The sequence below is a fragment of the Micromonospora sp. DT31 genome (genome assembly GCF_049841795.1).
Lineage (GTDB): Bacteria > Actinomycetota > Actinomycetes > Mycobacteriales > Micromonosporaceae > Micromonospora.
The window spans coordinates 199,907-224,658 of sequence record NZ_JBNCKZ010000002.1 but is presented as its reverse complement, the minus strand read 5'-3'; the positions used below and the strand labels follow the sequence as shown (position 1 = coordinate 224,658).

At 72.0% G+C, this 24,752-nt stretch carries 23 protein-coding genes; 21 read left to right on the top strand and 2 right to left on the bottom strand.

Going from position 1 to position 24,752, the window contains the following annotated elements; genetic code table 11:
- Nucleotides 1-68: 68 nt before the first annotated feature.
- The 3 genes from ACLQ2X_RS04980 to prfA all read left to right on the top strand — a co-directional run bounded on the left by ACLQ2X_RS04980 (nucleotide 69) and on the right by prfA (nucleotide 5,219).
- Nucleotides 69-3,533: a phosphodiester glycosidase family protein gene (locus ACLQ2X_RS04980; protein WP_425679738.1), complete on the top strand. Its 3,465-nt coding sequence runs from the start codon at nucleotides 69-71 to the stop codon at nucleotides 3,531-3,533.
- Nucleotides 3,534-3,812: 279 nt separating this feature from the next.
- A complete protein-coding gene (rpmE, locus tag ACLQ2X_RS04975; RefSeq protein ID WP_425679737.1) occupies nucleotides 3,813-4,037 on the top strand; it encodes a 50S ribosomal protein L31 in 225 nt (74 codons plus the stop codon).
- Nucleotides 4,038-4,130: 93 nt separating this feature from the next.
- Entirely contained in the window at nucleotides 4,131-5,219 is a 1,089-nt protein-coding gene (gene prfA, locus ACLQ2X_RS04970; RefSeq protein WP_425679736.1) for a peptide chain release factor 1, read from the top strand.
- 33 nt (nucleotides 5,220-5,252) lie between these two features.
- Here prfA and ACLQ2X_RS04965 read toward each other — a convergent pair whose 3' ends face one another.
- Nucleotides 5,253-6,806 (bottom strand): diguanylate cyclase domain-containing protein, encoded by a 1,554-nt coding sequence (locus ACLQ2X_RS04965; RefSeq protein WP_425679735.1) that lies wholly within the window; start codon nucleotides 6,804-6,806, stop codon nucleotides 5,253-5,255.
- A 73-nt stretch (nucleotides 6,807-6,879) separates the two neighbouring features.
- On the opposite strand from ACLQ2X_RS04965, the gene prmC reads away from it, so the two are divergent.
- The 4 genes from prmC (at nucleotide 6,880) to ACLQ2X_RS04945 (ending at nucleotide 11,307) form a co-directional block, all read left to right on the top strand.
- Nucleotides 6,880-7,827 carry a peptide chain release factor N(5)-glutamine methyltransferase gene (prmC, locus tag ACLQ2X_RS04960; protein ID WP_425679734.1) on the top strand — a complete coding sequence of 316 codons (948 nt, stop codon included), beginning with the start codon at nucleotides 6,880-6,882 and terminating at the stop codon, nucleotides 7,825-7,827.
- The gene (locus tag ACLQ2X_RS04955) at nucleotides 7,827-8,471 is read left to right on the top strand and encodes an L-threonylcarbamoyladenylate synthase (protein ID WP_425679733.1); all 645 of its coding nucleotides are present in this window, start codon (nucleotides 7,827-7,829) and stop codon (nucleotides 8,469-8,471) included. The genes prmC and ACLQ2X_RS04955 overlap by 1 nt, the downstream gene beginning before the upstream one ends.
- A complete protein-coding gene (locus tag ACLQ2X_RS04950; protein ID WP_425679732.1) occupies nucleotides 8,472-9,083 on the top strand; it encodes a phosphotyrosine protein phosphatase in 612 nt (203 codons plus the stop codon).
- 112 nt (nucleotides 9,084-9,195) lie between these two features.
- Nucleotides 9,196-11,307 (top strand): transglycosylase domain-containing protein, encoded by a 2,112-nt coding sequence (locus ACLQ2X_RS04945; RefSeq protein WP_425679731.1) that lies wholly within the window; start codon nucleotides 9,196-9,198, stop codon nucleotides 11,305-11,307.
- Between the two features lie 2 nt (nucleotides 11,308-11,309).
- Here ACLQ2X_RS04945 and ACLQ2X_RS04940 read toward each other — a convergent pair whose 3' ends face one another.
- Complete coding sequence (locus ACLQ2X_RS04940; RefSeq protein WP_425679730.1) at nucleotides 11,310-12,773, bottom strand: SDR family oxidoreductase; 1,464 nt, start codon at nucleotides 12,771-12,773, stop codon at nucleotides 11,310-11,312.
- 35 nt (nucleotides 12,774-12,808) lie between these two features.
- Here ACLQ2X_RS04940 and glyA point away from each other — a divergent pair, with 35 nt between their 5' ends.
- The 14 genes from glyA (at nucleotide 12,809) to ACLQ2X_RS04870 (ending at nucleotide 24,697) form a co-directional block, all read left to right on the top strand.
- Nucleotides 12,809-14,095, top strand: a complete 1,287-nt coding sequence (glyA, locus tag ACLQ2X_RS04935; protein ID WP_425679729.1) for a serine hydroxymethyltransferase — start codon at nucleotides 12,809-12,811, stop codon at nucleotides 14,093-14,095.
- A complete protein-coding gene (locus ACLQ2X_RS04930; protein ID WP_425679728.1) occupies nucleotides 14,092-14,529 on the top strand; it encodes a hypothetical protein in 438 nt (145 codons plus the stop codon). The genes glyA and ACLQ2X_RS04930 overlap by 4 nt, the downstream gene beginning before the upstream one ends.
- A 156-nt stretch (nucleotides 14,530-14,685) precedes the next feature.
- Nucleotides 14,686-14,907, top strand: coding sequence for a hypothetical protein (locus ACLQ2X_RS04925; protein ID WP_425679727.1), 222 nt, complete (start codon nucleotides 14,686-14,688; stop codon nucleotides 14,905-14,907).
- 42 nt (nucleotides 14,908-14,949) lie between these two features.
- Complete coding sequence (atpB, locus tag ACLQ2X_RS04920) at nucleotides 14,950-15,729, top strand: F0F1 ATP synthase subunit A (protein WP_425679726.1); 780 nt, start codon at nucleotides 14,950-14,952, stop codon at nucleotides 15,727-15,729.
- 95 nt (nucleotides 15,730-15,824) lie between these two features.
- The gene (gene atpE / locus ACLQ2X_RS04915) at nucleotides 15,825-16,049 is read left to right on the top strand and encodes an ATP synthase F0 subunit C (RefSeq protein WP_018789141.1); all 225 of its coding nucleotides are present in this window, start codon (nucleotides 15,825-15,827) and stop codon (nucleotides 16,047-16,049) included.
- A gap of 29 nt (nucleotides 16,050-16,078) precedes the next feature.
- Entirely contained in the window at nucleotides 16,079-16,606 is a 528-nt protein-coding gene (locus ACLQ2X_RS04910; RefSeq protein ID WP_425679725.1) for a F0F1 ATP synthase subunit B, read from the top strand.
- The gene (locus ACLQ2X_RS04905) at nucleotides 16,606-17,427 is read left to right on the top strand and encodes a F0F1 ATP synthase subunit delta (RefSeq protein WP_425679724.1); all 822 of its coding nucleotides are present in this window, start codon (nucleotides 16,606-16,608) and stop codon (nucleotides 17,425-17,427) included. The genes ACLQ2X_RS04910 and ACLQ2X_RS04905 overlap by 1 nt, the downstream gene beginning before the upstream one ends.
- Nucleotides 17,428-17,513: 86 nt before the next feature.
- Nucleotides 17,514-19,166 carry a F0F1 ATP synthase subunit alpha gene (atpA, locus tag ACLQ2X_RS04900; protein WP_425679723.1) on the top strand — a complete coding sequence of 551 codons (1,653 nt, stop codon included), beginning with the start codon at nucleotides 17,514-17,516 and terminating at the stop codon, nucleotides 19,164-19,166.
- A 4-nt stretch (nucleotides 19,167-19,170) separates the two neighbouring features.
- Nucleotides 19,171-20,100, top strand: a complete 930-nt coding sequence (locus ACLQ2X_RS04895) for a F0F1 ATP synthase subunit gamma (RefSeq protein WP_425679722.1) — start codon at nucleotides 19,171-19,173, stop codon at nucleotides 20,098-20,100.
- Nucleotides 20,100-21,545 carry a F0F1 ATP synthase subunit beta gene (gene atpD, locus ACLQ2X_RS04890; protein WP_425679721.1) on the top strand — a complete coding sequence of 482 codons (1,446 nt, stop codon included), beginning with the start codon at nucleotides 20,100-20,102 and terminating at the stop codon, nucleotides 21,543-21,545. The genes ACLQ2X_RS04895 and atpD overlap by 1 nt, the downstream gene beginning before the upstream one ends.
- 256 nt (nucleotides 21,546-21,801) lie before the next feature.
- Nucleotides 21,802-22,902, top strand: a complete 1,101-nt coding sequence (locus tag ACLQ2X_RS04885) for an LCP family protein (protein ID WP_425680012.1) — start codon at nucleotides 21,802-21,804, stop codon at nucleotides 22,900-22,902.
- A 109-nt stretch (nucleotides 22,903-23,011) separates the two neighbouring features.
- Nucleotides 23,012-23,290 (top strand): F0F1 ATP synthase subunit epsilon, encoded by a 279-nt coding sequence (locus ACLQ2X_RS04880; RefSeq protein WP_425679720.1) that lies wholly within the window; start codon nucleotides 23,012-23,014, stop codon nucleotides 23,288-23,290.
- A gap of 12 nt (nucleotides 23,291-23,302) precedes the next feature.
- Entirely contained in the window at nucleotides 23,303-23,758 is a 456-nt protein-coding gene (locus ACLQ2X_RS04875) for a DUF2550 domain-containing protein (protein WP_425679719.1), read from the top strand.
- 357 nt (nucleotides 23,759-24,115) lie between these two features.
- Nucleotides 24,116-24,697, top strand: a complete 582-nt coding sequence (locus ACLQ2X_RS04870; RefSeq protein WP_425679718.1) for a hypothetical protein — start codon at nucleotides 24,116-24,118, stop codon at nucleotides 24,695-24,697.
- The last annotated feature ends 55 nt before the right edge of the window (nucleotides 24,698-24,752 follow it).

The window sequence follows — 24,752 nt, the reverse complement described above, 5'->3', positions numbered from 1 at the left end:
TGAAGTATTTCTACGGTTCATGCGTCAGGTATTGAAACTTCTGTTCACCGTCGGGTTGACTGTGGTCCATGCGAATCCGCAGTCGACCCGCTCGTCTCACCGGCGTCCTGCTGCTGACGCCGTTGCTCACACTCACCACGCCGGCACCGACGGCAGCCACGGCCGCCGCGCCGGCCCCCGTCGCGCCGTCGGTCGCCACCGTCGCCGAGGACGCGCCGGCCGCCTCCTCCCGTCCCGATCCCGCGGTCGCGCTGGCCGGGGTGGAACCGGCCGGCGGTCTGGAGACCGCCAAGACCACCCGCCCGGTCGCCCCCGGTCTCGCCCTGACGTCCTTCGACAGGTACGACGCCGCCGGCTGGCTGCGCGCCGACGCCCTCACCGCCGACCTGTCCGGCGGTCTGACCGTGGACTACGTGAACTCCGGCGAGGTCACCCGGAACGAGCCGCTGCGCGCCGCGGTGGACCGCTCCCGCGCCGTGGCCGCGGTCAACGGTGACTTCTTCGACATCAACAACTCCGGTGCCGCCCAGGGCGTCGGCGTCCGCTCCGGCGAACTGGTGCAGTCGCCGGTCGCCGGGCACCCCAACGCGGTCGGGATCAGCGCCCAGGGCATCGGCCGGGTCGTCCAGGTCGGCTTCGAGGGCGCGGCGACGCTGCCCACCGGCCCGGTGCCGCTGACCCAGTTCAACAACATGGTGCAGCGCGACGGCGTGGGCGTCTTCACCCCGCTCTGGGGGTCGTACCCGCGGCAGCGGGCGGTGGACGGCGCGACACGGGTGGTCGAGGTCACCCTCACCGGCGGCCGGGTGTCGACCGTGGCCGACACCGCCGGGCAGGGGCCGATCCCGGCGGGCAGCACCGTGCTGCTCGGCCGCGAGGCCGGGGCCGCCGCGCTCGCCGCACTGCGACCCGGCGACACGGTGGACGTGTCCTGGCGTCCGCGCGCCTCCGACGGCGCTGACCTGCGCGCCGCCGTGGGCGGCGGCAACGTGCTGGTCCGCGGCGGCGCGGTGCAGCAGATCGCCGACCAGTCGCTGGCCCCGCGTACGGCGGTGGGCTTCTCCGCCGACGGCCGCAAGATGATCATGTTGACGGTGGACGGTCGGCAGGTGGACAGCCGCGGCGTCACCCAGACCGAGATGGGCCGGATGATGGTCGAGCTGGGCGCCGCCGACGCGCTCAACCTCGACGGCGGCGGCTCCTCCACCCTGCTCGCCCGCGAACCCGGCGCGGCGACGGTCCAGGTGGAGAACAGCCCGTCCGACGGCAGCGAGCGGCCGGTGCCCAACGGGCTGGCCGTCTACGCCCCGAAGGGCAGCGGCCGGCTCACCGGCTACTGGCTGGAGACCGCCAGCGACCCGACCGCCGCACCGGGCGTGGCACCGGTCCGGGGCGGCCGGCCGGACCGGGTCTTCCCCGGCCTCACCCGCCGGCTCACCGCCGCCGGCTACGACGAGACGTACGGCCCCGCGGCCGGCGACCCGCGCTGGCGCGCCACGCACGGGTGGGTGAACGGCGACGGGGTGTTCCGGGCCGCCATTCCCGGCCGGAGCACCGTCACCGCCGAGCGTGGATCGGCCCGGGGCACCATCGGCCTGACCGTGCTCGGCCCGCTGCAACGCATCGACGGCACCGTCGACCGGGTCGGCCTGGACCAGGCCGGCGACACAGGCCTGTTCGGCGTGGTCGGCTTCGACGCGGAGGGGAACACCGCGCCGATCGAGCCGGCCGACCTGAGGCTGGAGTACGACCGCGACCTGCTCTCCGTCACGCCCACCGCCGACGGCAACCTGGCCGTCAAGGCGCTCGCCGGCTCCGGTTCGGCGCTGGTCACCGCCCGCGTCGGCAGCCGCACCACGGTCCTGCCGGTGACGGTCGGGCTGACCGACGTGTCGGTGGCCGGCTTCGACGACGCTGCGTCCTGGAAGTTCAGCCAGGCCCGGGCCGCCGGCTCGGTCGCCCCGGCCGAGGGGCACACCGGCACCGGTCTGCGGATGTCGTACGACTTCGGCCAGTCCACCGGCACCCGGGCGGCGTACGCCGACCCGCCGGCCTGGATCGACGTGCCCGGTCAGCCGCAGGCGTTCGGCATGTGGATCAAGGCCAACGGCACCGGTGAGTGGCCCAGCCTGCACCTGCACGACGCGCAGGACACCCAGTTCGTGCTGCGCGGCCCGTACCTGGACTGGACCGGCTGGAAGTACGTGGAGTTCGCCGTCCCGCCGGGCGTGCAGTACCCGGTGCGGGTGCGCCGGTTCTACGTCGCCGAGACCGACGCGGCCAAGCAGTACCGCAGCGAGGTGGTCATCGACGACCTGGTGGCCCGGGTGCCGCCGGACGTGCAGGCGCCGCCGGAGCCGAACCGCACCGACCGGGTGGTGGTGCGCGACGGCACCGTGGACGGGGCGCCCTGGCGCTTCGCGGTGCTCTCCGACGCGCAGTTCGTCGCCGCGAACCCGGACAGCGACCTGGTCGCCCAGGCCCGCCGTACGCTGCGCGAGGTCCGCGCCGCCCGGCCGGACTTCCTGATCATCAACGGGGACTTCGTGGACACCGCCTATCCGGCGGACTTCGCCCTGGCCAAGCGGATTCTCGACGAGGAACTCGGCGGCGAGGTGCCCTACCACTACGTGCCGGGCAACCACGAGATCATGGGAGCGCCGATCGACAACTTCCGCGCCGTCTTCGGGGACACCTCCCGGGTGTTCGACCACCGGGGGACCCGCTTCGTCACCCTCAGCACGGCCACCGGGTCGCTGCGCGGGGGCGGGTTCGACCAGGTGGAGTTGCTGCGCCGCACGCTCGACGAGGCGGCCGGTGACCGCGGGGTGGGCTCCGTCGCGGTGTTCTTCCACCATCCGCCGCGCGATCCCACCCCGGCCAAGGCCAGCCAACTCGGCGACCGGAAGGAGGCGGCGCTGGTCGAGCAGTGGCTCGCCGACTTCCAGCACCGCACCGGCAAGGGCGCTCTGATGGTCAACGGGCACGTCGGCACGTTCCACGCCGACCGGGTCGACGGCGTGCCGTACGTGATCAACGGCAATTCGGGCAAGGGACCGTCCACGCCGGCCGCGCTCGGCGGGTTCACCGGCTGGACCGAGTTCGGGGTGGACCCGGTGACGCCGGGGGAGGCCGAGCGGGCCCGTCGTAACCCGCTCGCCGAGGGGCCGCGGTGGGTGGCGGCGGAGACGCACGCGCACGTCGACGGGCTCACCCTGACCGCCCCGGCCGAGGTGCGCCCCGGCGCGCCGGTCGAGGTGGCGGCCACGCTCACCCAGCCCGGCGGCCGGCAGGTGCCGGTGGCCGCGCCGGTCAGCGCGGACTGGGCCGGTTCGCCGAACCTGCACATCGGTGGCGTGACCGGCGTGCGGCCCTGGCACGTGGCCCGGTTCGACCCGGTTACCGGGCAACTGAGCGCGTTGCGTCCCGGCGCCCAGGTGCTGCTCACGGTGACCGTGAACGGCGTGAAGGCCGAAACCACGGTGCGGACCGCCGCCCGCACCGCGGCCTCCCGCGCCCGCCCCGCCGCCTGACCCACCCCGCCGCGGCGATCATGAGGTTGGCCGGAACCGGACGAACATGTCGTCGGTTCGACCTCATGGTCGCCGCGCCGCGCGGGAGTGGGCGGGGTGGGGGTGGGAATGCCGGACGGGAGACCGGTGTTGGAGGTGGCGGACCTCCTGCGTCGGGCGGAAGACGCCCGTGGCAGACTGGTCCATCGGCCACCGGTTCCGGTTCACGCCCGAGCCCCTCGCGGACGACGGGGGCACCGACGGCGACCCGGCGACCACCGACGAAAGGACCGAGGCGACATGAAGCCCAACATCCACCCGCAGTACGCGACCACCGAGGTCCGCTGCTCCTGCGGCAGCACGTTCACGACCCGCAGCACCGCCAAGGGCGGCGCCATCAGCGTCGAGACCTGCAGCGCCTGCCACCCGTTCTACACCGGTAAGCAGCGCGTGCTGGACACCGCCGGTCGGGTCGCGAAGTTCCAGCAGAAGTACGCCAAGGTTCAGGCCAAGAAGGCCAAGTAGCTCCGTCGACGACGCCCGTGTCCGGCCCCGTGCCGGATGCGGGCGTTCGTCCGTTTGTGCCGGTTCAGCCGACGACGAAGGAGCATCCGCAGCATGAGCAGCGAGCGCCTGGCCGCCCTCCTCGACGAGTACGCCCAGTTGGAGAAGCGGCTGGCCGACCCGGCCATCCACGCCGACCAGGGCGCCGCCCGGCGGGTCGGTCGGCGCTACGCCGAACTGGTCCCGCTGCACAAGGCGGCCGGTGAGCTGGCGCAGGCCCGCGCCGACCTGACCGCGGCCCGCGAGCTGGCCGCCGAGGACCCGGCGTTCGCGACCGAGGCGGAGGCGATCGGCGCGTCCCTGCCGGTGTTGGAGGAACGGCTCGCCGAGTTGCTCATCCCGCGCGACCCGCACGACGCCAAGGACGTGATCGTCGAGATCAAGGCCGGCGAGGGCGGGGAGGAGTCGGCGCTGTTCGCCGCCGACCTGCTGCGGATGTACACCCGGTACGCGGAGCGGCACGGCTGGGTCACCGAGGTGATCGACGCCCAGGACTCCGACCTCGGCGGCGTCAAGGACGTCTCGCTGGCGATCAAGAGCAGGGGCGTGCCGGAGGGCGGCAACGGAGTCTGGTCCCGGCTCAAGTGGGAGGGCGGCGTGCACCGGGTGCAACGGGTGCCGGTGACCGAGTCGCAGGGGCGGATCCACACCAGCGCGGCGGGCGTGCTGGTGCTGCCCGAGGCGGAGGACGTGGACGTCACCATCGACCCGAACGAGCTGCGCATCGACGTGTTCCGCTCGTCGGGCCCGGGTGGGCAGTCGGTCAACACCACCGACTCGGCGGTACGGATCACCCACGTGCCGACCGGCATCGTGGTGTCCTGCCAGAACGAGAAGTCGCAGCTGCAGAACCGGGAGCAGGCGATGCGGATCCTGCGCGCCCGCTTGCTGGCCGCGGCCCAGGAGCAGGCCGACGCGGCCGCGTCGGACGCCCGCAAGGCGCAGGTGCGCACCATGGACCGCTCCGAGCGGATCCGCACCTACAACTTCCCGCAGAACCGGATCACCGACCACCGCATCGGCTACACCGCGTACAACCTCGACCTGGCGTTGGCGGGGGAGCTCGACGGGGTACTCGACGCCCTCACCGAGGCGGACCGGGCGGCCCGGCTGGCCGGCGAGACCGAGCTGTCCCGCCGCTGACGGGCTTGGCGCGGGGGACCGGCCGACGGCCGGTCAGCCCGCGCGCGGTCGGCTCTTGGCCCGCAGCATCTCCCGGTCGGCCAGCTCGAACGCGGTGCCCAACGCCTCCCGGACGCTGACCGTGGTGCTGCCGTCCACCTCGGCGAAGCCGATGGTCACCCCGACCGGGGTGCCGGGAACCAGGGCGTCCCAGTCCTCGGTGCGCACGGCCGCCTCGATCCGCCGCGCCACCTCGACCGCCTCGGACCGGCAGGTGTCGGGCAGCACCACCACGAACTCGTCGCCGCCGTAGCGGGCCACGAAGTCACCGCGCCGCATCACCCGGTTGATCACACCGGCGACCCGTTGCAGCACCAGGTCGCCGGAGTGGTGCCCGTGCCGGGTGTTCACCGCCTTGAACCCGTCGAGGTCGCAGACGCCGACCACCACCCGCTCGCCGCGGGACACCACCGCGCCCAGGTAGCGCTCCAGCCGGCGTCGGTTGGGCAGGCCGGTCAGCGGGTCGGTGAGCGCCTCGCCCTCGTAGCGGGCGGCCTCGCGGCGCATCTCCTCGTGGTCGATGCGGGCGGCGATCCCGTCGATGTAGACGTCGCGGAGGCGGTCGCTGCGCCGCGCGGCCAGCCGGAACGCGTGCCGGTCGGCGCGGTGCGCCCCGGCGTGGTCGCCGGCCCGGGCCAACGCGATGCTGCGCAGCCGTTGCGGCTCGGCCGCCCCCAGCGTCTCGTCGGACACCCGCAGCGTGTCCAGCCGGGTGACCGCCTCGATCGGGCGGCCGGCGGCGACGGCCAGGCAGACCTGACCGAGTTGACGCAGGTCGCGGGCGCGGGCGCTGTCCCCGCCGAAACCGAGCAGGCGGTTGGGGTCGGCGTCCCCGGCGGACTCCACCCGGTCGCCGAGCGCGGCCCGCCGGGCGGCGGCGTAGCCGTAGGCGGCCAGGCTGCTCGGGCGCAGGTCGTCGGCCCGCCCGCCGCGCAGGAACCGGGCCAGGTCGCCGGCCACGTCGCGCAGCACCCGCAGGCAGCCGTCGCTGTCGCCGTTGTGGTCCAACGCCACGGCGTTGCGCAGCCGGATGCCCGGGGCGGCGAACGTCTCCTCCGGGATGCCCGCGCTCAGGCCGACCTCCCGGGCGCGTTCGATCGCGCCGAGCGCGTGGCCGTGGAAACTGAGATATGAGTACGCCATGGCCAGGTCGTGCCAGCCCCAGGCGGTGTCCCGGTCTGGCGTGTCGTCGGCACCCAACGCGCGGGCGGCCCGGACCAGGTGCATCACGCACCTGTCGAGCGCGCCCTGGTGGTGGGCGGCGAGCGCGGCGAGCGCGTTGAGGTGCCCGTGCAGGTAGGGCTCGGCCAGGTCCCGGACCGCGGCGGAGGCGTCCTCGACGGCGCGGGTGAACTCGGCGGTGCGACCGAGATTGATCAACGCGGACAGGCGCTGCACCAGCGCGTCGGCGCGGGCGTAGGGGTCCTCGGTGGTGCGGATGACCCGGTCGAGCAGGGCGCACGCCTCGGCGGAACGGCTGGCCTCCTGCAGCGACCGGGCACGTCGGAGAGCATCAACCTGGTCCTCGACCTGGTCGAGCCAGCCCACCCGAGACCTCCCTGCCGTGTGCGCCCGGACGCACCCGCTCGTGAGGTGGGCCGCGACGCTTCATGATTATTGCGTGACAACACTCCCGCAACACCCGTCCGAAGGGACAGAACGCGAACGTCCGACGCTCGTGGTCGCCCGCGTCTCCCGGACGCTCGCCGCGGCCGGCGTGGCGGCGCCCCGGGCCGAGGCCGAGCAGTTGGCAGCGCACGTGCTGGGGGTGCCGCGTGGCCGGCTGGCGCTGGCCGACGGCTTCACCCCGGCACAGCGCGACCGGCTGGACGCGCTCGTCCGTCGGCGGGTGGGTCGGGAGCCGTTGCAGCACCTGACCGGCGTGGCCGGTTTCCGGTTCCTGGAGCTGGCGGTCGGCGCCGGGGTGTTCGTCCCCCGGCCGGAGACGGAGTTGCTCGCCGGGTGGGGGGTCGAACAGGCCCGGGCGCGGGACGCGCCGCTCGTGGTGGACCTGTGCAGCGGCTCCGGGGCGATCGCCCTCGCGGTGGCCCACGAGGTGCCCTCGGCGCGGGTGGTGGCGGTGGAGCGGTCCCCGGCGGCGCTGACCTGGCTGCGCCGCAACGCCGCGGCGCGGGCCGCGGCGGGGGACCGGCCGATCGAGGTGGTGGTCGCCGACGTGACCGACCCGCGGCTGCTGGCCGACCTGGTCGGCCGGGTGGACGTGCTGCTGTGCAACCCGCCGTACGTGCCGCGGTCGGTGGCGGTGCCGCCGGAGGTGGCCGGGCACGACCCGGACGAGGCGGTGTTCGGCGGTGCGGACGGGTTGGCCGTGCTCCGCCCGGTGGTGACCCGGGCGGCCGCGCTGTTGCACCCGGGCGGTGTGCTCGGGGTGGAGCACGACGACACGCACGCCACGGCGGTGCCTGACCTGCTCGCCGACGACGGTCGCTACCAGCGCGTCGAGGAGCATCGGGACCTGGTCGGGCGGCCACGGTGGGCGACCGCGTCCCGGCGGGCGGACGGCACCCACGCCGACCGGGCCTCGGCGTGGCAGACTGACTCCTCGTGATGCTCTACGACTGTCGGTCGCCCGCCGACCGGGACCGCGGCATCGCCGCTGCCATCGAGGCGGTCAAGAACGGGGAACTCGTCGTCCTGCCGACCGACACGGTCTACGGCATCGGGGCGGACGCCTTCACGCCGTACGCGGTCAAGGCCCTGGCGGACACCAAGGGTGGCGCCCGGCAGGCGCCACCGGTGCTGATCGGTTCCCGGCACACGCTCGACGGCCTGGTCTTCTCCCTGCCCACCGCGGCGCGGGACCTGGTCGAGGCGTTCTGGCCGGGCGCGTTGACCATCGTGGTGGAGCATTCGCCCAGCCTGGCGTGGGATCTCGGGGACAGCAGCGGCACGGTGGCGGTGCGGATGCCGCTGCACCCGGTGGCGTTGGAGGTGCTGCGGGAGACCGGGCCGATGGCGGTGACGTCGGCCAACAAGGTCGGCCAGCCGGCCGCGCTGACCGCCGAGGAGGCGCGTGACCAGCTCGGCTACAGCGTGCGGGCCTATCTGGAGGCCGGGCCGGCGGTGGACCCGCTGCCGAGCACCATCGTCGACCTGACCGGCGAGGTGCCCCGGGTGCTGCGCGAGGGTGCGGTGACGTTGGCGAAGCTGCGTGACGTGGTGCCGGAGATCCTCGACGAACGGGGGGTCTGAGTGCCGCCGTTCACCGTCCTGCACGTCTGCATGGGCAACATCTGCCGGTCGCCGATGGCCGAGCGGCTGCTGCTGATCGCGGTCCGGGAGCGGCTGGGCCGCCTCGGTGTCGACCCGGCCGGGTCGGACGCGCTGGTGCACAGCCACAGTGCCGGCACCGGCGGCTGGCACGCCGGGGAGGAGATGAACCCGCCGGCTGCCCGGCAGGTGACCGCGCGCGGCGGTGACGTGGCCGGGTTCGCCGCCCGCCGGCTGCGCTCGGATCTGATCGACGCCGCCGACCTGGTGCTCGCCGCCACCGCCGACCAGCAGGAGTACGTGGTGGCGCTGCGGCCGGACGCCGCCGCCCGCACGTTCGTGCTGGGTGAGTTCGGCCGCCTGATCGGCGGGCTGGACCGGTCCGCGTTGCCGCCGGCCGAGGCGACGCCGGAGGCCGTGTACGCGCGCGGGGTGGCGCTCGTGGCGGCCGCCGACGCGGCCCGGCAGGGCACGTCGGCGCTGCCCACCGACGACCTGGACGACCCGTGGGGTCGGGGCGACCAGTGCTTCCAGCGGGTCGCCGACGAGATCGAGGAGACGGTGCAGCCGTTGGCTGCCGCGTTGGTGCCCTGACGTTCATCCTTTTCCGCGAACTTTCTGCGCATTTCCCCGAAGATGGTCGCTAAAGCGGCGGTTCCGGTCATTCTGATCAGGTCCGTACGGCCGGCTCCTGCGGGGAGAGCTGATGAACCGGGCCCATCTCGACAAACTGTTCACCGTTGTGCTCGCCGGCGTGCTCGCCGGACTGGCCCTGGCCGTCGCGGCGCTGCCTGCCGCGCTGGTCTTCGGGCTGGGTGTGAAGAACCTGATGCCGTACACGGCGCTGCCGGAGGCGCTCAGGGCACCACAGCCGGCGCAACGCTCCAACCTCTACGCCAACGACGGCCACACGCTGATCACCTCGTTCTACGTCGAGGACCGGGTGGACGTGCCGGTCGGCGAGGTGGCCCCGGTGATGCGCGCCGCCATCGTGGCCGCCGAGGACGTGCGCTTCTACCAGCACCACGGCGTCGACGTGCGCGGCGTGGCCCGGGCGTTCACCGCCAACCGTCGCGAGGGCACCCGCCAGGGCGCCTCCACGCTGACCATGCAGTACGTGCGCAACGCGCTCGCCGGTGACCCCCGGCTGACCGAGGAGCAGCGCGCCGCCGCCACCGAGATCACCCTCGACCGCAAGATCCGCGAGATGCGGTACGCGCTGACGCTGGAACGGCAGGTCGGCAAGGACGAGATCCTCGGGCGTTACCTGAACATCGCCTACTTCGGCGCCGGGGCGTACGGCATCGCCGCCGCCAGCAAGCGCTACTTCTCCACCACGCCGGACCGGCTCACGCTCGCCCAGGCCGCGCTGCTCGCCGGTCTGGTCCGCGCGCCCAACCACGACGACCCGATCAACGGTGACGCCGAGGCGGCGCGGCAACGACGCGGGTACGTGCTGGACCGGATGGTGGAGACCGGGCAGTTGGTCGCGACGGACGCGGCGGCGGCCAGGGACGAGCCGCTCGCGCTCACCCCGAGCAGCACCCCCAACGACTGTGCCGCGGTGCCGGCCGACCACAACGACTGGGGCTTCTTCTGCGACTGGTTCACCCAGTGGTGGAACGCCCAGCCGGCCTTCGGCAAGACCGTCGACGAGCGGCAGCGCACGCTGCGCCGCGGTGGCTGGTCGATCGTGTCCTCGCTCGACCCGGACGTGCAGGCCAAGGCCAGCCAGCAGGTCCGGGCGATCTACCCGGAGAACATCCCGCGGGCCGCGCCGACCGCCGTGGTGCAGCCGGGCACCGGCCGGGTGCTGGCCATGGCGGTGAACCGCACGTACGGGGTGGCCGCGAACCCGGGCGGGCAGCAGAACTATCCGAACACGGTCAACCAACTGGTGGCCGGGGGTGGGGGCATCACCGGCTACCAGGCCGGTTCGACGTTCAAGCTGTTCGCGTTGCTGGCCGCGCTGGAGTCCGGGCTGCCGCTGGACACCCGGTTCGACGCCCCCCGGGTCTACGTCACGAAGTACCCGGTCGGCCCGGGCCCGGCCAGCTGCGGCGGCCGGTGGTGCCCGGAGAACGCCAACACCTGGTGGATGGACGGCGAACGGGACATGTGGGACGCCTTCGGCCGGTCGGTCAACACGTACTTCGCGTGGCTGACCGAGCGGGTCGGCGCGGACCGGGTGGTCGAGATGGCGCAGCGGCTCGGCATCGCGTTCCGGGCTCCGCAGGACGCCCGGATGGGCGGCGACGGCGCGGCGACCTGGGGGCCGTTCACGCTCGGCGTGTCCGCCACCACGCCGCTGGACCTGGCCGGCGCGTACGCCGCCGTGGCCGCCGAGGGCGTCTTCTGCCGGCCCACCCCGGTCACCCAGATCACGGACCCGAACGGTCGCCGGGTCCCCGCCGGGGACAGCGACTGTCGGCAGGCGCTGGACACCGAGGTGGCCCGCGCGGCGGCCGACGCCAGCCGCTGCCCGGTCGGGGACCAGTCGATGTACCGGCGTTGCGCCGGTGGCACGGCCGAGGACCTCGCCCCGGGCCTGCGCCGGCCGGTGGCCGGGAAGACCGGCAGCTCGGAGCGCAACGCCACGGAGACCGTGGTCGCGTTCACCCCACAGCTCGCCGTGGCGACCATCGCGGCGAACCCGGACGACCCGCGCGACGCGGTCGGTGGCGGGGTGCAGACGCGGCAGATCGCCGCCGTCGGCCGCATCCTCGCCTGGGCGCTGCGCGACCAGCCGGTACGCGACTTCGTCCCGCCCGGCCAGTCGGTCGCGTTCCAGCAGACCGGCCCGCGCACCGGCAACTGAGGTCAGCCGGGGTGCTCGGCGCCCCGGGCGATGTTGCGGGCCATGCCGCCGAAGACGACGGCGTGGAACGGGGCCACCGAGGCCCAGTAGAGGTGGCCGGGCAGGCCGTGGGGGAGGAACACGGCGCGCTGGACGTAGCGGCTGCGGCCGTCGTCGGTCGGCTCGACGCGCATCTCCAACCAGGCCCGGCCGGGCAGCCGCATCTCGGCGCGCAGTCGCAGCAGCTCACCGGGGACGATCTCCTCGACCCGCCAGAAGTCCAGCGCCTCGCCGACCTGGAGCCGGTGCGGGTCGCGCCGGCCACGACGCAGCCCCACGCCGCCGACGGCCCGGTCCAGCCAGCCCCGCACCGACCAGGCCAGCGGGAACGAGTACCAGCCGTGTTCGCCGCCGACCCCCTCGACGACCCGCCACAGCGCCGCCGGTGGCGCGTCCACGTCCCGCTGCCGCAGGTCGGTGTAGGTGGTGCCGCCGGACCAGCCCGGGTCCGAGGGCAGCGGCTCGGCCGGCGCGTCCGGCCCGCTGGCGTTGGACCAGCGCGTCTCCACCTGGGCGTCGCGCACCTTGGCCAGTGCCAGTGCGACCGCCTGGTCGAAGCCGGTCAGCCCGCCCGGCGGGTCCGGCACGTACGCGGCGATGTCGTGTTCGTGCGCCACCGCCTCGTGCACGAGGCTCTCCACGAGCGGACGGGCGATCGCGTTCGGCACCGGGGTGATCAGGCCGACCCAGTGCGAGGAGAGCGACGGGGTGAGCGGGCGTACCGGCAGGATGATCCGGCGGCGCAGCCCGGCCACCCGCGCGTAGCGCTGCATCATCTGCGTGAACGTCAGCACGTCCGGCCCGCCGATGTCGAAGGCCCGGTTCACCTCCGCCGGCAGGCGCGCGCAGCCGACCAGGTAGCGCAGCACGTCGCGGACCGCGATCGGCTGGATCCGGTTGCGCACCCAGCGGGGGGTGACCATCGCCGGCAGCCGTTCGGTCAGGTAGCGCAGCATCTCGAACGAGGCCGAGCCGGACCCGATGATCACGGCGGCGCGCAGCACCACGGTGGGCACGCCGCTGGCCAGCAGGATGCGTGCGACCTCCGCCCGGGAGCGCAGGTGCGCCGAGGGCAGGCCGTCCCGCTCCGCCGGCTCCGGCCCGCCGAGGTAGACGATCCGGCGTACGCCGGCCGCCCGCGCCGCGTCGGCGAAGTTGGTCGCCGCCTCCCGGTCGGCCGCCTCGAAGTCGCGTTGACCCAGCGAGTGGACCAGGTAGTACGCGACGTCGACGCCCTCGAACACGGCCGGCAGCGTCTCCGGTCGGCGCAGGTCGCCCTCGACGACCTCCGCCTCGGCCGCCCAGGGCACGTCCCGCAGCCGTCCGGCGTGCCGGGCCAGGCAGCGCACGGCGTGCCCCTCGGCGAGCAGGCGGGGCGTGAGCCGCCCGCCGATGTACCCGGTCGCGCCGGTGACGAGGCATCTCACGGCCTCCAGTGTGCGGCTCCGTAGACTGCTTCGCTGTGGAGATCGCGAGGGACACCTTCTGGGGACCGGACTTCCAGCAGCTCAGCGCCGTCGATCCGGAGATCGCCGAGGTGGTGCTGGGGGAGCTGGGCCGGCTGCGCGGCGGGCTGCAACTGATCGCCAGTGAGAACCTCACCTCGCCCGCGGTGCTCGCCGCGCTGGGTTCCACGCTGTCGAACAAGTACGCCGAGGGCTACCCGGGTCGGCGTTACTACGGCGGCTGCGCCGAGGTGGACCGGGCCGAGGAGCTGGGCCTCGCCCGGGCGAAGGAGCTGTTCGGCGCCGAGCACGCCAACCTCCAGCCGCACTCCGGGGCGAGCGCCAACCTGGCCGCGTACGCGGCGCTGGTGCAGCCGGGCGACACGGTGCTGGCGATGGACCTGCCGCACGGCGGGCACCTGACCCACGGCAGCCGGGTGAACTTCTCCGGCAAGTGGTTCCGCCCGGTCGGCTACCCGGTCCGCCGGGACACCGAGACGATCGACTACGACGAGGTGCGCGACCTGGCCCGCGCGCACCGGCCAAAGCTGATCATCTGCGGTGCGACCGCCTACCCCCGGCTCATCGACTTCGCCCGGTTCCGGGAGATCGCCGACGAGGTCGACGCGTACCTGATGGTGGACGCGGCGCACTTCATCGGCCTGGTGGCCGGCGGCGCGATCCCGTCGCCGGTGCCGCACGCCGACGTGGTCACCGCGACCACGCACAAGGTGCTGCGCGGCCCGCGCGGCGGCATGATCCTGTGCCGGGAGTCGCTGGCGGCGCGGATCGACAAGGCGGTCTTCCCGTTCACCCAGGGTGGTCCGCTGATGCACGCGGTCGCGGCCAAGGCGGTCGCGTTGCGCGAGGCGGCGCAGCCGGAGTTCCGCACGTACGCCGCCCAGGTGGTCACCAACGCCCGGGCGCTCGCCGACGCTCTGGCGGCCGAGGGCCTGCGGCCGGTCTCCGGCGGCACCGACACCCACCTGGCGCTGCTCGACCTGCGCGAGGTCGGCGTGACCGGCGCGGAGGCCGAGTCCCGCTGCGACGCCGCCGGCATCACCCTGAACAAGAACGCCGTCCCGTACGACCCGCAGCCGCCGATGGTCGCCTCCGGCATCCGGGTGGGTTCGCCGAGCGTCACCACCCAGGGCATGCGCGAGGGGGAGATGCGCCGGATCGCGTCGTTGATCGGTCGCGCGGTGCGGACCGATCCCGGCGGGGCCGGTGGCGCGGACACCCTGGACGGGGTCGCCCGCGAGGTCGCCGAGCTGGTCGTCGCGTTCCCGGCGTACCCCCGATGACCGCCCCCCGGGCCGGCGAGCCGGGAGCGATCCGGGCCCGGCTGCCGCACCTGCGGTTGCCGCTGCTGGCGTGCGCGGTCCTCGCCGCGATCGCGGTTCCGCTGGCGGCGGTGCTGCGCGGCCCGACGGGGGCGGCCGGGGTCGCGGCGGGTGTGGCGCTCGTGGTCGTCAGCTACCTGATCTCCGGATTCTCGGTGGCGTGGGCGGACGCGATCAGCCCTCGGATGATCATGTCGGTGGGTCTGGTCACCTACGCCACCAAGATCGTGATCCTGGGTGTGGTGATGGCCGCCGTGGCCGCCACCGGCTGGGCCGGCCTGCCGGACATGGGGGTGGCCATCATCGCGGCCGTGGTGGTCTGGACCGGCGCCCACCTGACCTGGGCAATGCGGTCCCCGCTGCCCACCTACACGCGTCGCGACGACGAGCCGTGACGTCACCAATCCGTCCGGTACGGCGGGTCCCCGGATGGGCCCGACAGGAGTAACGTGGCGCCCGGTTGACGCACCCGCAGCAGGCCCGCACGCTGTCCGCAGTGTGGGGGGTGCCGCACATCCCCGCGCGCCGCTGCTGATATTGTTCGCCACGTCATGGCCGATGACCCCCGCTCCCGAACCCCTGACGAACACTCGTCGGAGGGTGCGGCGGGCGCCGTCGTGGGCTACCTGCTCGCCGGCATTCTGGTGTGGGGTGGCCTGGGCTGGCTGGCGGAGCGTTTTCTCGGGCTGCCAACCGGTATCGGGGTTGCCGTCGGCATGATGCTCGGCGCGGCCGGGGCGATCTACCTGATCATGAAGAGGCTCAGTGCCTGAGTTCCGGCACGCGCGGGTCTGTTGAGTGCGGAGGATGACACGGTGAGCGGACAGCTGGTCGTCGCCCAGGACCTTCCCTGGCCCCCCAGCGTCGGGGATTTCTACCCGCCGGATGTGGCCGGCCCCTGGGTCACCAAGTTCAGCATCATGGTCTGGCTCGCCGTCGCGTTGCTGATCATCTTCTACATGGCCGCCTACCGGAAGCCGAAGCTGGTGCCGGGCAGGGGCCAGTGGGCCGCCGAGGCGGTCTACGGACTGGTCCGGGACAACATCGCCCGGGAGCAGATGGGCAACGCGGGCATCCGCTTCGCGCCCTACTTCACGGTGCTGTTCAGCTTCATCCTGCTGACCAACTTCTTCAGCATCGTGCCCGGCCTGCAGATCTCGCCGAACTCGCACATCGCGTTCCCGATCGTGCTCGCCGGCATTTCGTACCTCATGTACAACTACATCGGCATCCGCAAGCACGGCCTCGGCAAATACCTCAAGCAGAGCCTCATCCTGCCCGGCGTGCCGTGGCCGATGCACTTCCTGCTGATTCCGATCGAGTTCCTGCAGAACTTCGTCGTCCGGCCGGTCACGCTGGCACTGCGGCTCTTCGCCAACATGTTCGCCGGCCACCTGCTCCTGCTGGTCTTCACCGTCGGCGGCTTCGTGATGCTCGGGTCGAGCAGCGTCTTCGTCCAGGCGACCTCGGTCTTCGCCTTCGCGATGGCGATCGTGATGGCCTTCTTCGAGGCCCTGGTCGCGGTGTTGCAGGCCTACGTCTTCGTGACGCTGAGCGCCAACTACATCGGCACGTCGCTGGCCGACGAGCACTGAGATCCCGGCTCGGCGGGCACCCGGCCCGGCCAAGCACTCTGGTACCGACCGCGTACACGTGAGCCCTCACGTGTGAACTAGGAGGAATACCCGCAATGAACGTTCTTGCCGAGATCGGTGGCAACGTCAACACCATCGGCTACGGCCTCGCCGCCATCGGCCCCGGTATCGGTGTGGCCCTGGTGTTCGCGGCCTACATCCAGTCGAGCGCCCGCCAGCCCGAGTCCGCCGGCTACAACCGCACCTGGCTGGTCCTGGGCTTCGCCCTGGTCGAGGCGCTGGCCCTGTTCGGCCTGGTGCTCGCCTTCGCCGTTAGCTGACGCGAGCTCCCCCGATCCGGAGGTCTGACATGTATCTCGCCGCCGAAGGCGCGCACAATCCGATCCTGCCCATCTGGCAGGAGATGGTCGTCGGGTTCATCTCCTTCATTCTGCTCGTCATCGTCCTGCTGAAGTTCGTCATGCCCCGCATGGAGGCGATGTACCAGGCGCGGGTCGACGCGATCGAGGGCGGCATCAAGCGCGCCGAGGCGGCCCAGGCCGAGGCGAACCAGCTGCTCGAGCAGTACCGGGCCCAGCTCGCGGAGGCGCGGACCGACGCCGCCAAGATCCGCGACGACGCCCGGGCCGACGCCGAGGGCATCCGGCAGGACATCCTCGGCAAGGCGCGCGAGGAGTCCGACCGGATCATCGCCGCAGGCAAGGAGCAGCTCGCCGCCGAGCGGGCCACCATCGTGCGCGAGCTGCGCACCGAGGTCGGCACCCTCGCGGTGGACCTGGCCAGCAAGATCGTCGGCGAGTCGCTCGCCGACGAGGCGCGTCGCAAGGGCACCGTCGACCGGTTCCTGAGCGGTCTCGAGAGCACGGGGGCCCGCTGATGCAGGCCGCCAGCCGGGAGTCGTACCGGGTCGGGGCCGAGCGCCTCGACGCGTACGTCCGCGGCACGGAGCCGTCGGCGGTGGCCTCCACCGCCGACGACATCCTCTCCGTCGCCGCCGTGCTGCGGCGCGAGCCGCGGCTGCGCCGGGCGCTGTCCGACCCGGCCCGCAGTGGGGCCGACCGGTCCGGCCTGCTCGGTGACATGCTGCGCGGTCGGATCGGCGCGGACGCGCTCGACCTGGTCGCCACGCTGGTCTCCGGTCGTTGGTCGGCCCCGTCCGAGCTGCTCGACGGTGTCGAGCGCCTCGGCGTGGAGGCGCTGCTCGCCAGCGCCGACCTGGCCGGTGAGCTGGGCGAGGTGGAGGACGAGCTGTTCCGCTTCGGGCAGGTCGCCGGTGGTTCCGCGGACCTGTCCAACGCGCTCTCCGACCCGATGGCGCCGATCGAGCGGCGGGCCGGCCTGGCCGGCCAGCTGCTCTCCGGCAAGGCCCGGCCGGTCACCGTCCGCCTCGTCGAGGCCGCGCTCGCCGGTTTCGGGGGACGCTCCTTCTCCGGGGCGCTCACCCGGCTGGTCGAGCTGGCCGCCGACCGGCGGGATCGTCAGGTCGCGTACGTGACCGTGGCGGCCCCGCTGACCGAGGAGGAGGAGCGACGCCTCGGTGCCCGCCTCACGGAGATGTACGGTCGGGAGGTGTCCGTCAAGCAGACGGTCGACCCCGACGTGCTCGGCGGGGCACGCGTGCAGGTCGGTTCCGACCTGTACGACGGCACCGTCCTGCGCCGCCTCAACGAGACACGCAACGCGCTCGCGAAGCGCTGACCAGCGTCTTTTGCAGCCCTGATTCGACGCCATCGGACCGGTCGGTACTAGGTATCCCGGGCCCCTGAACTTTAAGGAAGCAGAGGATGGCCGAGCTGACCATCTCGACGGAGGAGATCCGCGGCGCCCTGGAGCGCTACGTCTCCTCCTACACGGCCGACGTCTCCCGTGAGGAGGTCGGCACCGTCTCCGACGCCGGTGACGGCATCGCACACGTCGAGGGGCTGCCCTCGACCATGACCAACGAGCTGCTGGAGTTCGAGGACGGCACGCTCGGCGTGGCGCTGAACCTCGACGTCCGGGAGATCGGTGTCGTCGTTCTCGGTGACTTCTCCGGCATCGAAGAGGGGCAGCGCGTCAAGCGCACCGGCCGGGTTCTCTCCGTGCCGGTCGGTGACGCCTTCCTCGGTCGCGTGGTCAACGCGCTCGGCGAACCGATCGACGCGCTCGGCGACATTGCCAGCGAGGGCTACCGCGAGCTGGAGCTGCAGGCTCCGAACGTGATGTCCCGCCAGTCGGTGTTCGAGCCGCTGCAGACCGGCATCAAGGCCGTCGACGCGATGACCCCGATCGGCCGCGGCCAGCGTCAGCTGATCATCGGCGACCGGAAGACCGGCAAGACCACGGTCGCCCTGGACGCCATCCTCAACCAGCGGGACAACTGGCGCTCCGGCGACCCGACCAAGCAGGTCCGCTGCATCTACGTCGCGATCGGCCAGAAGGCCTCCACCATCGCCTCCATCAAGGGGACGCTGGAAGCGGCGGGCGCGATGGAATACACCACCATCGTGGCCTCCCCGGCCTCCGACCCGGCCGGCTTCAAGTACCTCGCCCCCTACACCGGCTCGTCCATCGGACAGCACTGGATGTACGGCGGCAAGCACGTCCTGATCGTCTTCGACGACCTGAGCAAGCAGGCCGAGGCGTACCGGGCCGTGTCGCTGCTGCTGCGCCGCCCGCCGGGTCGTGAGGCCTACCCGGGTGACGTCTTCTACCTGCACTCCCGCCTGCTGGAGCGCTGCGCCAAGCTCTCCGACGAGCTGGGCGGCGGCTCGATGACCGGTCTGCCGATCATCGAGACCAAGGCGAACGACATCTCGGCGTTCATCCCGACCAACGTCATCTCCATCACCGACGGCCAGATCTTCCTGGAGACCGACCTGTTCAACCAGGGCGTCCGGCCGGCCATCAACGTCGGCACCTCGGTCTCCCGGGTCGGTGGCGCCGCGCAGGTGAAGCCGATGCGCAAGGTCGCCGGTTCGCTGCGGCTGAACCTGGCCCAGTACCGCGAGCTGGAGGCGTTCGCCGCCTTCGCCTCCGACCTGGACCGGGCCTCCCGGGCGCAGCTGGACCGCGGTTCCCGCCTGGTCGAGCTGCTCAAGCAGCCGAACTACTCGCCGTACCCGGTGCAGGAGCAGGTCGTCTCCGTCTGGGCCGGCACCGAGGGCAAGCTGGACGACGTCCCGGTGGGCGAGGTGCGCCGCTTCGAGTCGGAGTTCCTCCAGTACCTCCGGCACAAGCACGACAGCGTGCTGGCCTCGATCGCGGACAACAACTGGGGTGACGACGTCATCTCCGCGTTGGACTCGGCCATCAGCGAGTTCAAGCAGGTCTTCCTGGGCAAGGAGGACGAGGTCCGGGTCAACGAGGCGCCGGCCAAGCCGCTGGAGGGCGAGCAGAGCCGCGAAACGGTGACCCGGTTCCGCGACGGCACCACCAACCGCCCGGCCGAGAGCTGATCCGATGGCGGCCCAGGTACGCGTTCTCCGCGGGCGGATCCGTTCCGCCAAGGGGATGAAGAAGATCACCAAGGCGATGGAGCTCGTCGCGACGAGCCGCATCGCCAAGGCCCAGGCCAAGGTGGCGGCCTCGTTGCCGTACGCCGAGGCGATCACCGGCGTGCTGACGGCGCTGGCCTCGAACGCGCGGATCGACCACCCGCTGCTCACCTCGCGCGAGCGGGTGCGGCGGGCGGGCGTCCTGCTGGTCACGTCCGACCGGGGTCTGGCCGGCGGATACAGCTCGAACGCGATCCGGGCCGCCGAGTCGCTGATCGCCCGGCTCCGTGCCGACGGCAAGGAGCCGGTGCTCTACGTCATCGGCCGCAAGGGCGTGGCGTACTACCGGTTCCGCGGCCGCGAGCTGGCCGGCAGCTGGACGGGCTTCTCCGAGCAGCCGACGTTCGCCGACGCCCGCGAGGTCGGTGAGACGCTGATCAAGGCGTTCGTCGCCGGCGCGGACGACACCGACGGCGACGCCGGTGCCGACGGCATCCTCGGGGTCGACGAACTGCACATCGTCTACACCGAGTTCAAGTCCCTGATGACGCAGAACCCGGTGACCCGGATCATCGGGCCGATGCAGGTCGAGGACCGGCCGCGGTCCGAGGGCGCGCTGCCCTCGTACGAGTTCGAGCCGGAACCGGAGTCGTTGCTCGACGCCCTGCTGCCGAAGTACATCAACACGCGGATCTTCGCGGCGTTGCTGGAGTCGGCGGCGAGTGAGTCGGCGGCCCGCCGGCGGGCGATGAAGAGCGCCACGGACAACGCCGAAGACATGATCGAGAAGTACACGCGCGAGATGAACTCGGCCCGTCAGGCCGGGATCACCCAGGAGATCAGCGAGATCGTCGGCGGCGCTAACGCGCTGGCCGCATCGGGAAGTGAAGTGTGATGACTGTATCCGCAGTGGAGACCAAGACGGCCACGGGTCGCGTGGTCCGGGTCATCGGCCCGGTCGTCGACGCCGAGTTCCCGCGTGACGGCATGCCGGGGCTGTTCAACGCCCTGCAGGTCGACGTGACGCTCTCCGGCGGTGAGAAGACGCTGACCCTGGAGGTTGCCCAGCACCTGGGTGACAACCTGGTCCGCGCGATCTCGATGCAGCCGACCGACGGCCTTGTCCGGGGCGCCGACGTCCGTGACACGGGCGCCCCGATCAGCGTGCCGGTGGGCGACGCGGTCAAGGGCCACGTGTTCAACGCTATCGGCGAGTGCCTCAACCTGACCGAGGGCGAGACGATCACCCCGGACGACCACTGGGGCATCCACCGCAAGGCCCCGGCCTTCGCGGACCTGGAGCCGAAGACCGAGATGCTGGAGACCGGCATCAAGGTCATCGACCTGCTCGCCCCGTACGTCAAGGGCGGCAAGATCGGCCTGTTCGGTGGCGCGGGCGTGGGCAAGACGGTGCTCATCCAGGAGATGATCACCCGGGTCGCCCGGAACTTCGGCGGCACCTCGGTCTTCGCCGGCGTGGGTGAGCGCACCCGTGAGGGCAACGACCTCATCGCCGAGATGACCGAGTCGGGCGTCATCGACAAGACCGCACTGGTCTACGGCCAGATGGACGAGCCGCCGGGCACCCGGCTGCGGGTGGCGCTCTCCGCGCTCACCATGGCGGAGTACTTCCGGGACGTGAAGAAGCAGGAGGTGCTGCTCTTCATCGACAACATCTTCCGCTTCACCCAGGCCGGTTCCGAAGTCTCCACGCTGCTCGGCCGGATGCCGAGTGCCGTGGGTTACCAGCCGACCCTGGCCGACGAGATGGGCGAGCTCCAGGAGCGGATCACCTCCGTCCGGGGTCAGGCCATCACCTCGATGCAGGCGATCTACGTGCCCGCCGACGACTACACCGACCCGGCGCCGGCCACCACGTTCGCCCACCTCGACGCGACCACCAACCTGGAGCGGTCGATCTCCGACAAGGGCATCTACCCGGCCGTGGACCCGCTGGCGTCCTCGTCCCGGATCCTCGCCCCGGAGTTCGTCGGCGAGGAGCACTTCGCCGTCGCCACCGAGGTGAAGCGGATCCTGCAGCGCTACAAGGACCTGCAGGACATCATCGCCATCCTCGGCATCGAGGAGCTCTCCGAGGAGGACAAGCTCACCGTCGGCCGTGCCCGCCGGATCGAGCGGTTCCTCTCGCAGAACACGTACGCGGCCGAGCAGTTCACCGGCGTGGTCGGCTCGACGGTCCCGATCGCCGAGACCATCGACGCCTTCCGCCGGATCAGCGAGGGGGAGTTCGACCACTTCCCGGAGCAGGCGTTCTTCATGTGCGGTGGCCTGGACGACCTCCGGGCGAAGGCCAAGGAGCTGATGGGCGAGGAGGGCTGAGAGCCCGCTCACACCACGAAGGCCGCCCCGACGCAGAGTCGGGGCGGCCTTCGCCTGTTCAGCACCGCTCACTATCAGATGCCCGCATCGCAGGCAAGCGGTTGGTCCGCGTGCGCGGTACCGTTCGTGGCACGACTTCCGATCACAGAGGTTGACTGCAACGAAACGAATCACCGCGCCCGTCTTCCTTTCGTGGGCGCGACGACGGGAGACGCACGTGGGCGACAAGGGTGGCACGGGCCGCAGCAAGCGGTCCATGTGGCGAGGCGTGCCCCGGTGGGCCCGCGTCTGCACCATCCTCGGCATCGTCATGGTGGTGCTCAGCGGTTCCGTGCTTGTCGCCTCGCGTGCGCTCGTCGCCCGCTACGAAGGCTCGGTCGGCAAGGCCGACCTCTTCGGTGACCAGGCCGCCGGCGCCAGCGAGAAGAAGAGCGACATCAAGGGGCCGCTCAACATCCTGTTGGTCGGCGTCGACCCCCGCACGGCGACGGCCCGACCGCTCGCCGACTCGATCATGATCCTGAACATCCCCGCCAGCATGGACCGGGGCTACCTTTTCTCGCTCCCACGCGACCTGCGGGTGGACATCCCGGCCTTCCCCAAGGCCGACTACTCCGGCGGCAGGGACCGGCTCAACGCCGCCATGTCCCACGGCAGCGACGTGCCCGGGCAGAACCCGAGCACCGCGCAGGGCTTCGAACTGCTCGCCATGACCGTGCAGCAGGTGACCGGGATCAAGCGCTTCGACGCCGGCGTGATCATCAACTTCAGCGGGTTCAAGAAGATCGTCGACGCCATGGGCGGCGTCGACATGTACATCGAGCGGGACGTGAAGTCCGAGCACGTCCAGCCGGACGGCACGCCGCGCCAGCTCAGGCCCGGTGGCGGGGGATACCTCGGTCCGCAGGCGCAGTACAAGAAGGGCAACGCCCACCTCAACGGCTGGCAGGCGCTGGACTACGTCCGGCAGCGTTACCCGCGCAACGGCGTCCCGGACGGCGACTACGGCCGGCAGCGGCACCAGCAGCAGTTCGTCAAGGCGATGGCGAGCCAGGCGTTCAGCGCCGACGTGGTGACGAACCCGGTGAAACTCGACCGGGTGCTGCGCGCCGCCGGCAAGTCGCTGGTCTTCAACGGGCGCGGCAACAGTGTGGTGGACTTCGGCCTGGCGCTGAAGGACATGCGCCCCGCCGCGATCGAGACGATCAAACTGCCGGCTGACTCCATCGGCACCGGCAGCGCGTACCGGGGTGAGCAGCTGCTCGAACCGGCGGAGGACTTCTTCGCCGCCCTGCGTACCGGGCAGGTGGACGCGTTCCTGCTGGAGCATCCCGATTTCAAGCAGGAGACCAAGTAGCCTGGTCCGGTGCGGGGCGGGCGTGGTCCGGCTCTCACCACCCGCGTTGGGTGGGCCGCGGGGGCGCGACTAGACTTTCGGCAATCCGCCGCCGCAGCAAGGAGACAGCGTGGCAAAGCAGCTTCACGTCGAGCTCGTAGCCGTCGAGGAGAAGGTCTGGACCGGCGAGGCCGAGATGGTCGTCGCCCGTACGACCGAGGGTGAGCTCGGTGTGATGCCGGGCCACGCACCCCTGCTCGGGCAGCTCGCGGAGCCCAGCCAGGTACGCATCAAGCAGGCCGGCGGCCAGCAGGTCGCGTACGACGTGGCCGGCGGTTTCCTGTCGGTGAGCGGTGAGGGCGTCACGGTCCTCGCCGAGAGCGCCACCCCGGCAACCCCGGCCCGCTGAGCCGACCCGCCGATGGCGATCGTCGAGGGTATCGGAATCGGCGTCGCGGTCGTCGTCGTCGGGCTTCTGATCCTCTTCCTCCGGCGGGCCCTGTTCACCCGCATCGGTGGCATCATCCGGCTGAGCGTGCGGGTCTCCACGATCCTCGACGGTCGCGGCTGGTCGCCGGGCTTCGGTCGGTTCGTCGGCGACGAACTCCGTTGGTACCGCATGTTCAGCTTCGCCCTGCGCCCCAAGCGGGTGCTCTCCCGCAAAGGGCTGGCGGTCGAGCGTCGCCGGCTGCCCGAGGGGCAGGAGCGCCTCTCCATGCCGGCGGAATGGGTGATCCTGCGCTGTACCAGCCACCACGCCCCGATCGAGATCGCCATGGCGCGTTCCACGGTTACGGGTTTCCTGTCCTGGCTCGAGGCCGCCCCGCCCGGGGCGGCCTCGCCGCGTCTGGCCTCCCAGGACTGGCCCGCCGCCTGACCGCACGGGCAAAACCGTCCGCACCACTCCTCGCCCGGGCCCGCTGGGCGGTTGTGGACCGGGTGTCCGGTTCCAGGGTGGTGGGCGGCACTGTGGGTGCGGAATCGCTGGCGGGTGGGTGGCGTTGTAACCGGGTGAGCGACCGAGCAACGGAAACGGCCCAGCCCTCGAACGGGCCGCACCGTCTGCGGGAACATCCCCGGGCCGTCGGTCGTTGAACATGGTTCCGGCGCCGCGACGTGGCATCCCCTCGCCCCGCGAGCGGTCGGACCCCCCGACAGTCTCTGAGCGCCTGACGGTGCCCACGCATCCCCGTCCCCCGTGGGTGTGTGTCGACCCCCGAATGGAGCACTCATCATGAACACGATCCTGCGGAAGAGCGTTCTGGGTATTGCTGGTCTGGCTTTCACCGGTGGCGTGTTCGCCGGTCCGGTCGCCGCCCACGCGGCGGTGGAGACCACGCACGCCGCCACGCCGGTCACGGCTGCGGTGCAGCAGGCTGACAAGCTGATCCCGCACGGCGTGCAGGGCGCCCAGTCGCGCATCGAGTTGAACGACGAGCAGAGCGCCAATGTGAAGGCGATCATCGCGGGCACGAAGAAGGCCGGCATGGACGAGCGTGCCGCGGTCGTGTCGATCGCGACGGCGTTGCAGGAGTCGAAGCTGGAGAACCTCGGCCACCTCGGCGAGCGTAACGACCACGACTCGCAGGGCCTGTTCCAGCAGCGCCCCTCCAGTGGTTGGGGCACGGTGGAGCAGATCACCGACCCCGAGTACTCGACCATGGCGTTCCTGAAGGGTCTGAAGCAGGTCGACGGTTGGCAGGACATGCCGCTGACCAAGGCCGCCCAGACCGTCCAGGTGTCGGCCTACCCGGACCACTACGCCCAGTGGGAGCAGCAGGCCGCCGACCTCGTCGCCGAACACTGGAACAAGTAAGACGAACAAGTAAGACACACAGCGAAAAGGCCGGCACCCCGCACGAAGGGGTGCC

Coding starts and splice junctions, on each gene's coding strand:
- ACLQ2X_RS04980 (WP_425679738.1), top strand. CDS start 69: ATGCGAATCCGCAGTCGACCCGCTCGTCTCACCGGCGTCCTGCTGCTG.
- rpmE (WP_425679737.1), top strand. CDS start 3,813: ATGAAGCCCAACATCCACCCGCAGTACGCGACCACCGAGGTCCGCTGC.
- prfA (WP_425679736.1), top strand. CDS start 4,131: ATGAGCAGCGAGCGCCTGGCCGCCCTCCTCGACGAGTACGCCCAGTTG.
- ACLQ2X_RS04955 (WP_425679733.1), top strand. CDS start 7,827: ATGCTCTACGACTGTCGGTCGCCCGCCGACCGGGACCGCGGCATCGCC.
- ACLQ2X_RS04945 (WP_425679731.1), top strand. CDS start 9,196: ATGAACCGGGCCCATCTCGACAAACTGTTCACCGTTGTGCTCGCCGGC.
- ACLQ2X_RS04930 (WP_425679728.1), top strand. CDS start 14,092: ATGACCGCCCCCCGGGCCGGCGAGCCGGGAGCGATCCGGGCCCGGCTG.
- ACLQ2X_RS04925 (WP_425679727.1), top strand. CDS start 14,686: ATGGCCGATGACCCCCGCTCCCGAACCCCTGACGAACACTCGTCGGAG.
- atpE (WP_018789141.1), top strand. CDS start 15,825: ATGAACGTTCTTGCCGAGATCGGTGGCAACGTCAACACCATCGGCTAC.
- ACLQ2X_RS04910 (WP_425679725.1), top strand. CDS start 16,079: ATGTATCTCGCCGCCGAAGGCGCGCACAATCCGATCCTGCCCATCTGG.
- ACLQ2X_RS04905 (WP_425679724.1), top strand. CDS start 16,606: ATGCAGGCCGCCAGCCGGGAGTCGTACCGGGTCGGGGCCGAGCGCCTC.
- atpA (WP_425679723.1), top strand. CDS start 17,514: ATGGCCGAGCTGACCATCTCGACGGAGGAGATCCGCGGCGCCCTGGAG.
- ACLQ2X_RS04895 (WP_425679722.1), top strand. CDS start 19,171: ATGGCGGCCCAGGTACGCGTTCTCCGCGGGCGGATCCGTTCCGCCAAG.
- atpD (WP_425679721.1), top strand. CDS start 20,100: ATGACTGTATCCGCAGTGGAGACCAAGACGGCCACGGGTCGCGTGGTC.
- ACLQ2X_RS04885 (WP_425680012.1), top strand. CDS start 21,802: ATGTGGCGAGGCGTGCCCCGGTGGGCCCGCGTCTGCACCATCCTCGGC.
- ACLQ2X_RS04875 (WP_425679719.1), top strand. CDS start 23,303: ATGGCGATCGTCGAGGGTATCGGAATCGGCGTCGCGGTCGTCGTCGTC.
- ACLQ2X_RS04870 (WP_425679718.1), top strand. CDS start 24,116: ATGAACACGATCCTGCGGAAGAGCGTTCTGGGTATTGCTGGTCTGGCT.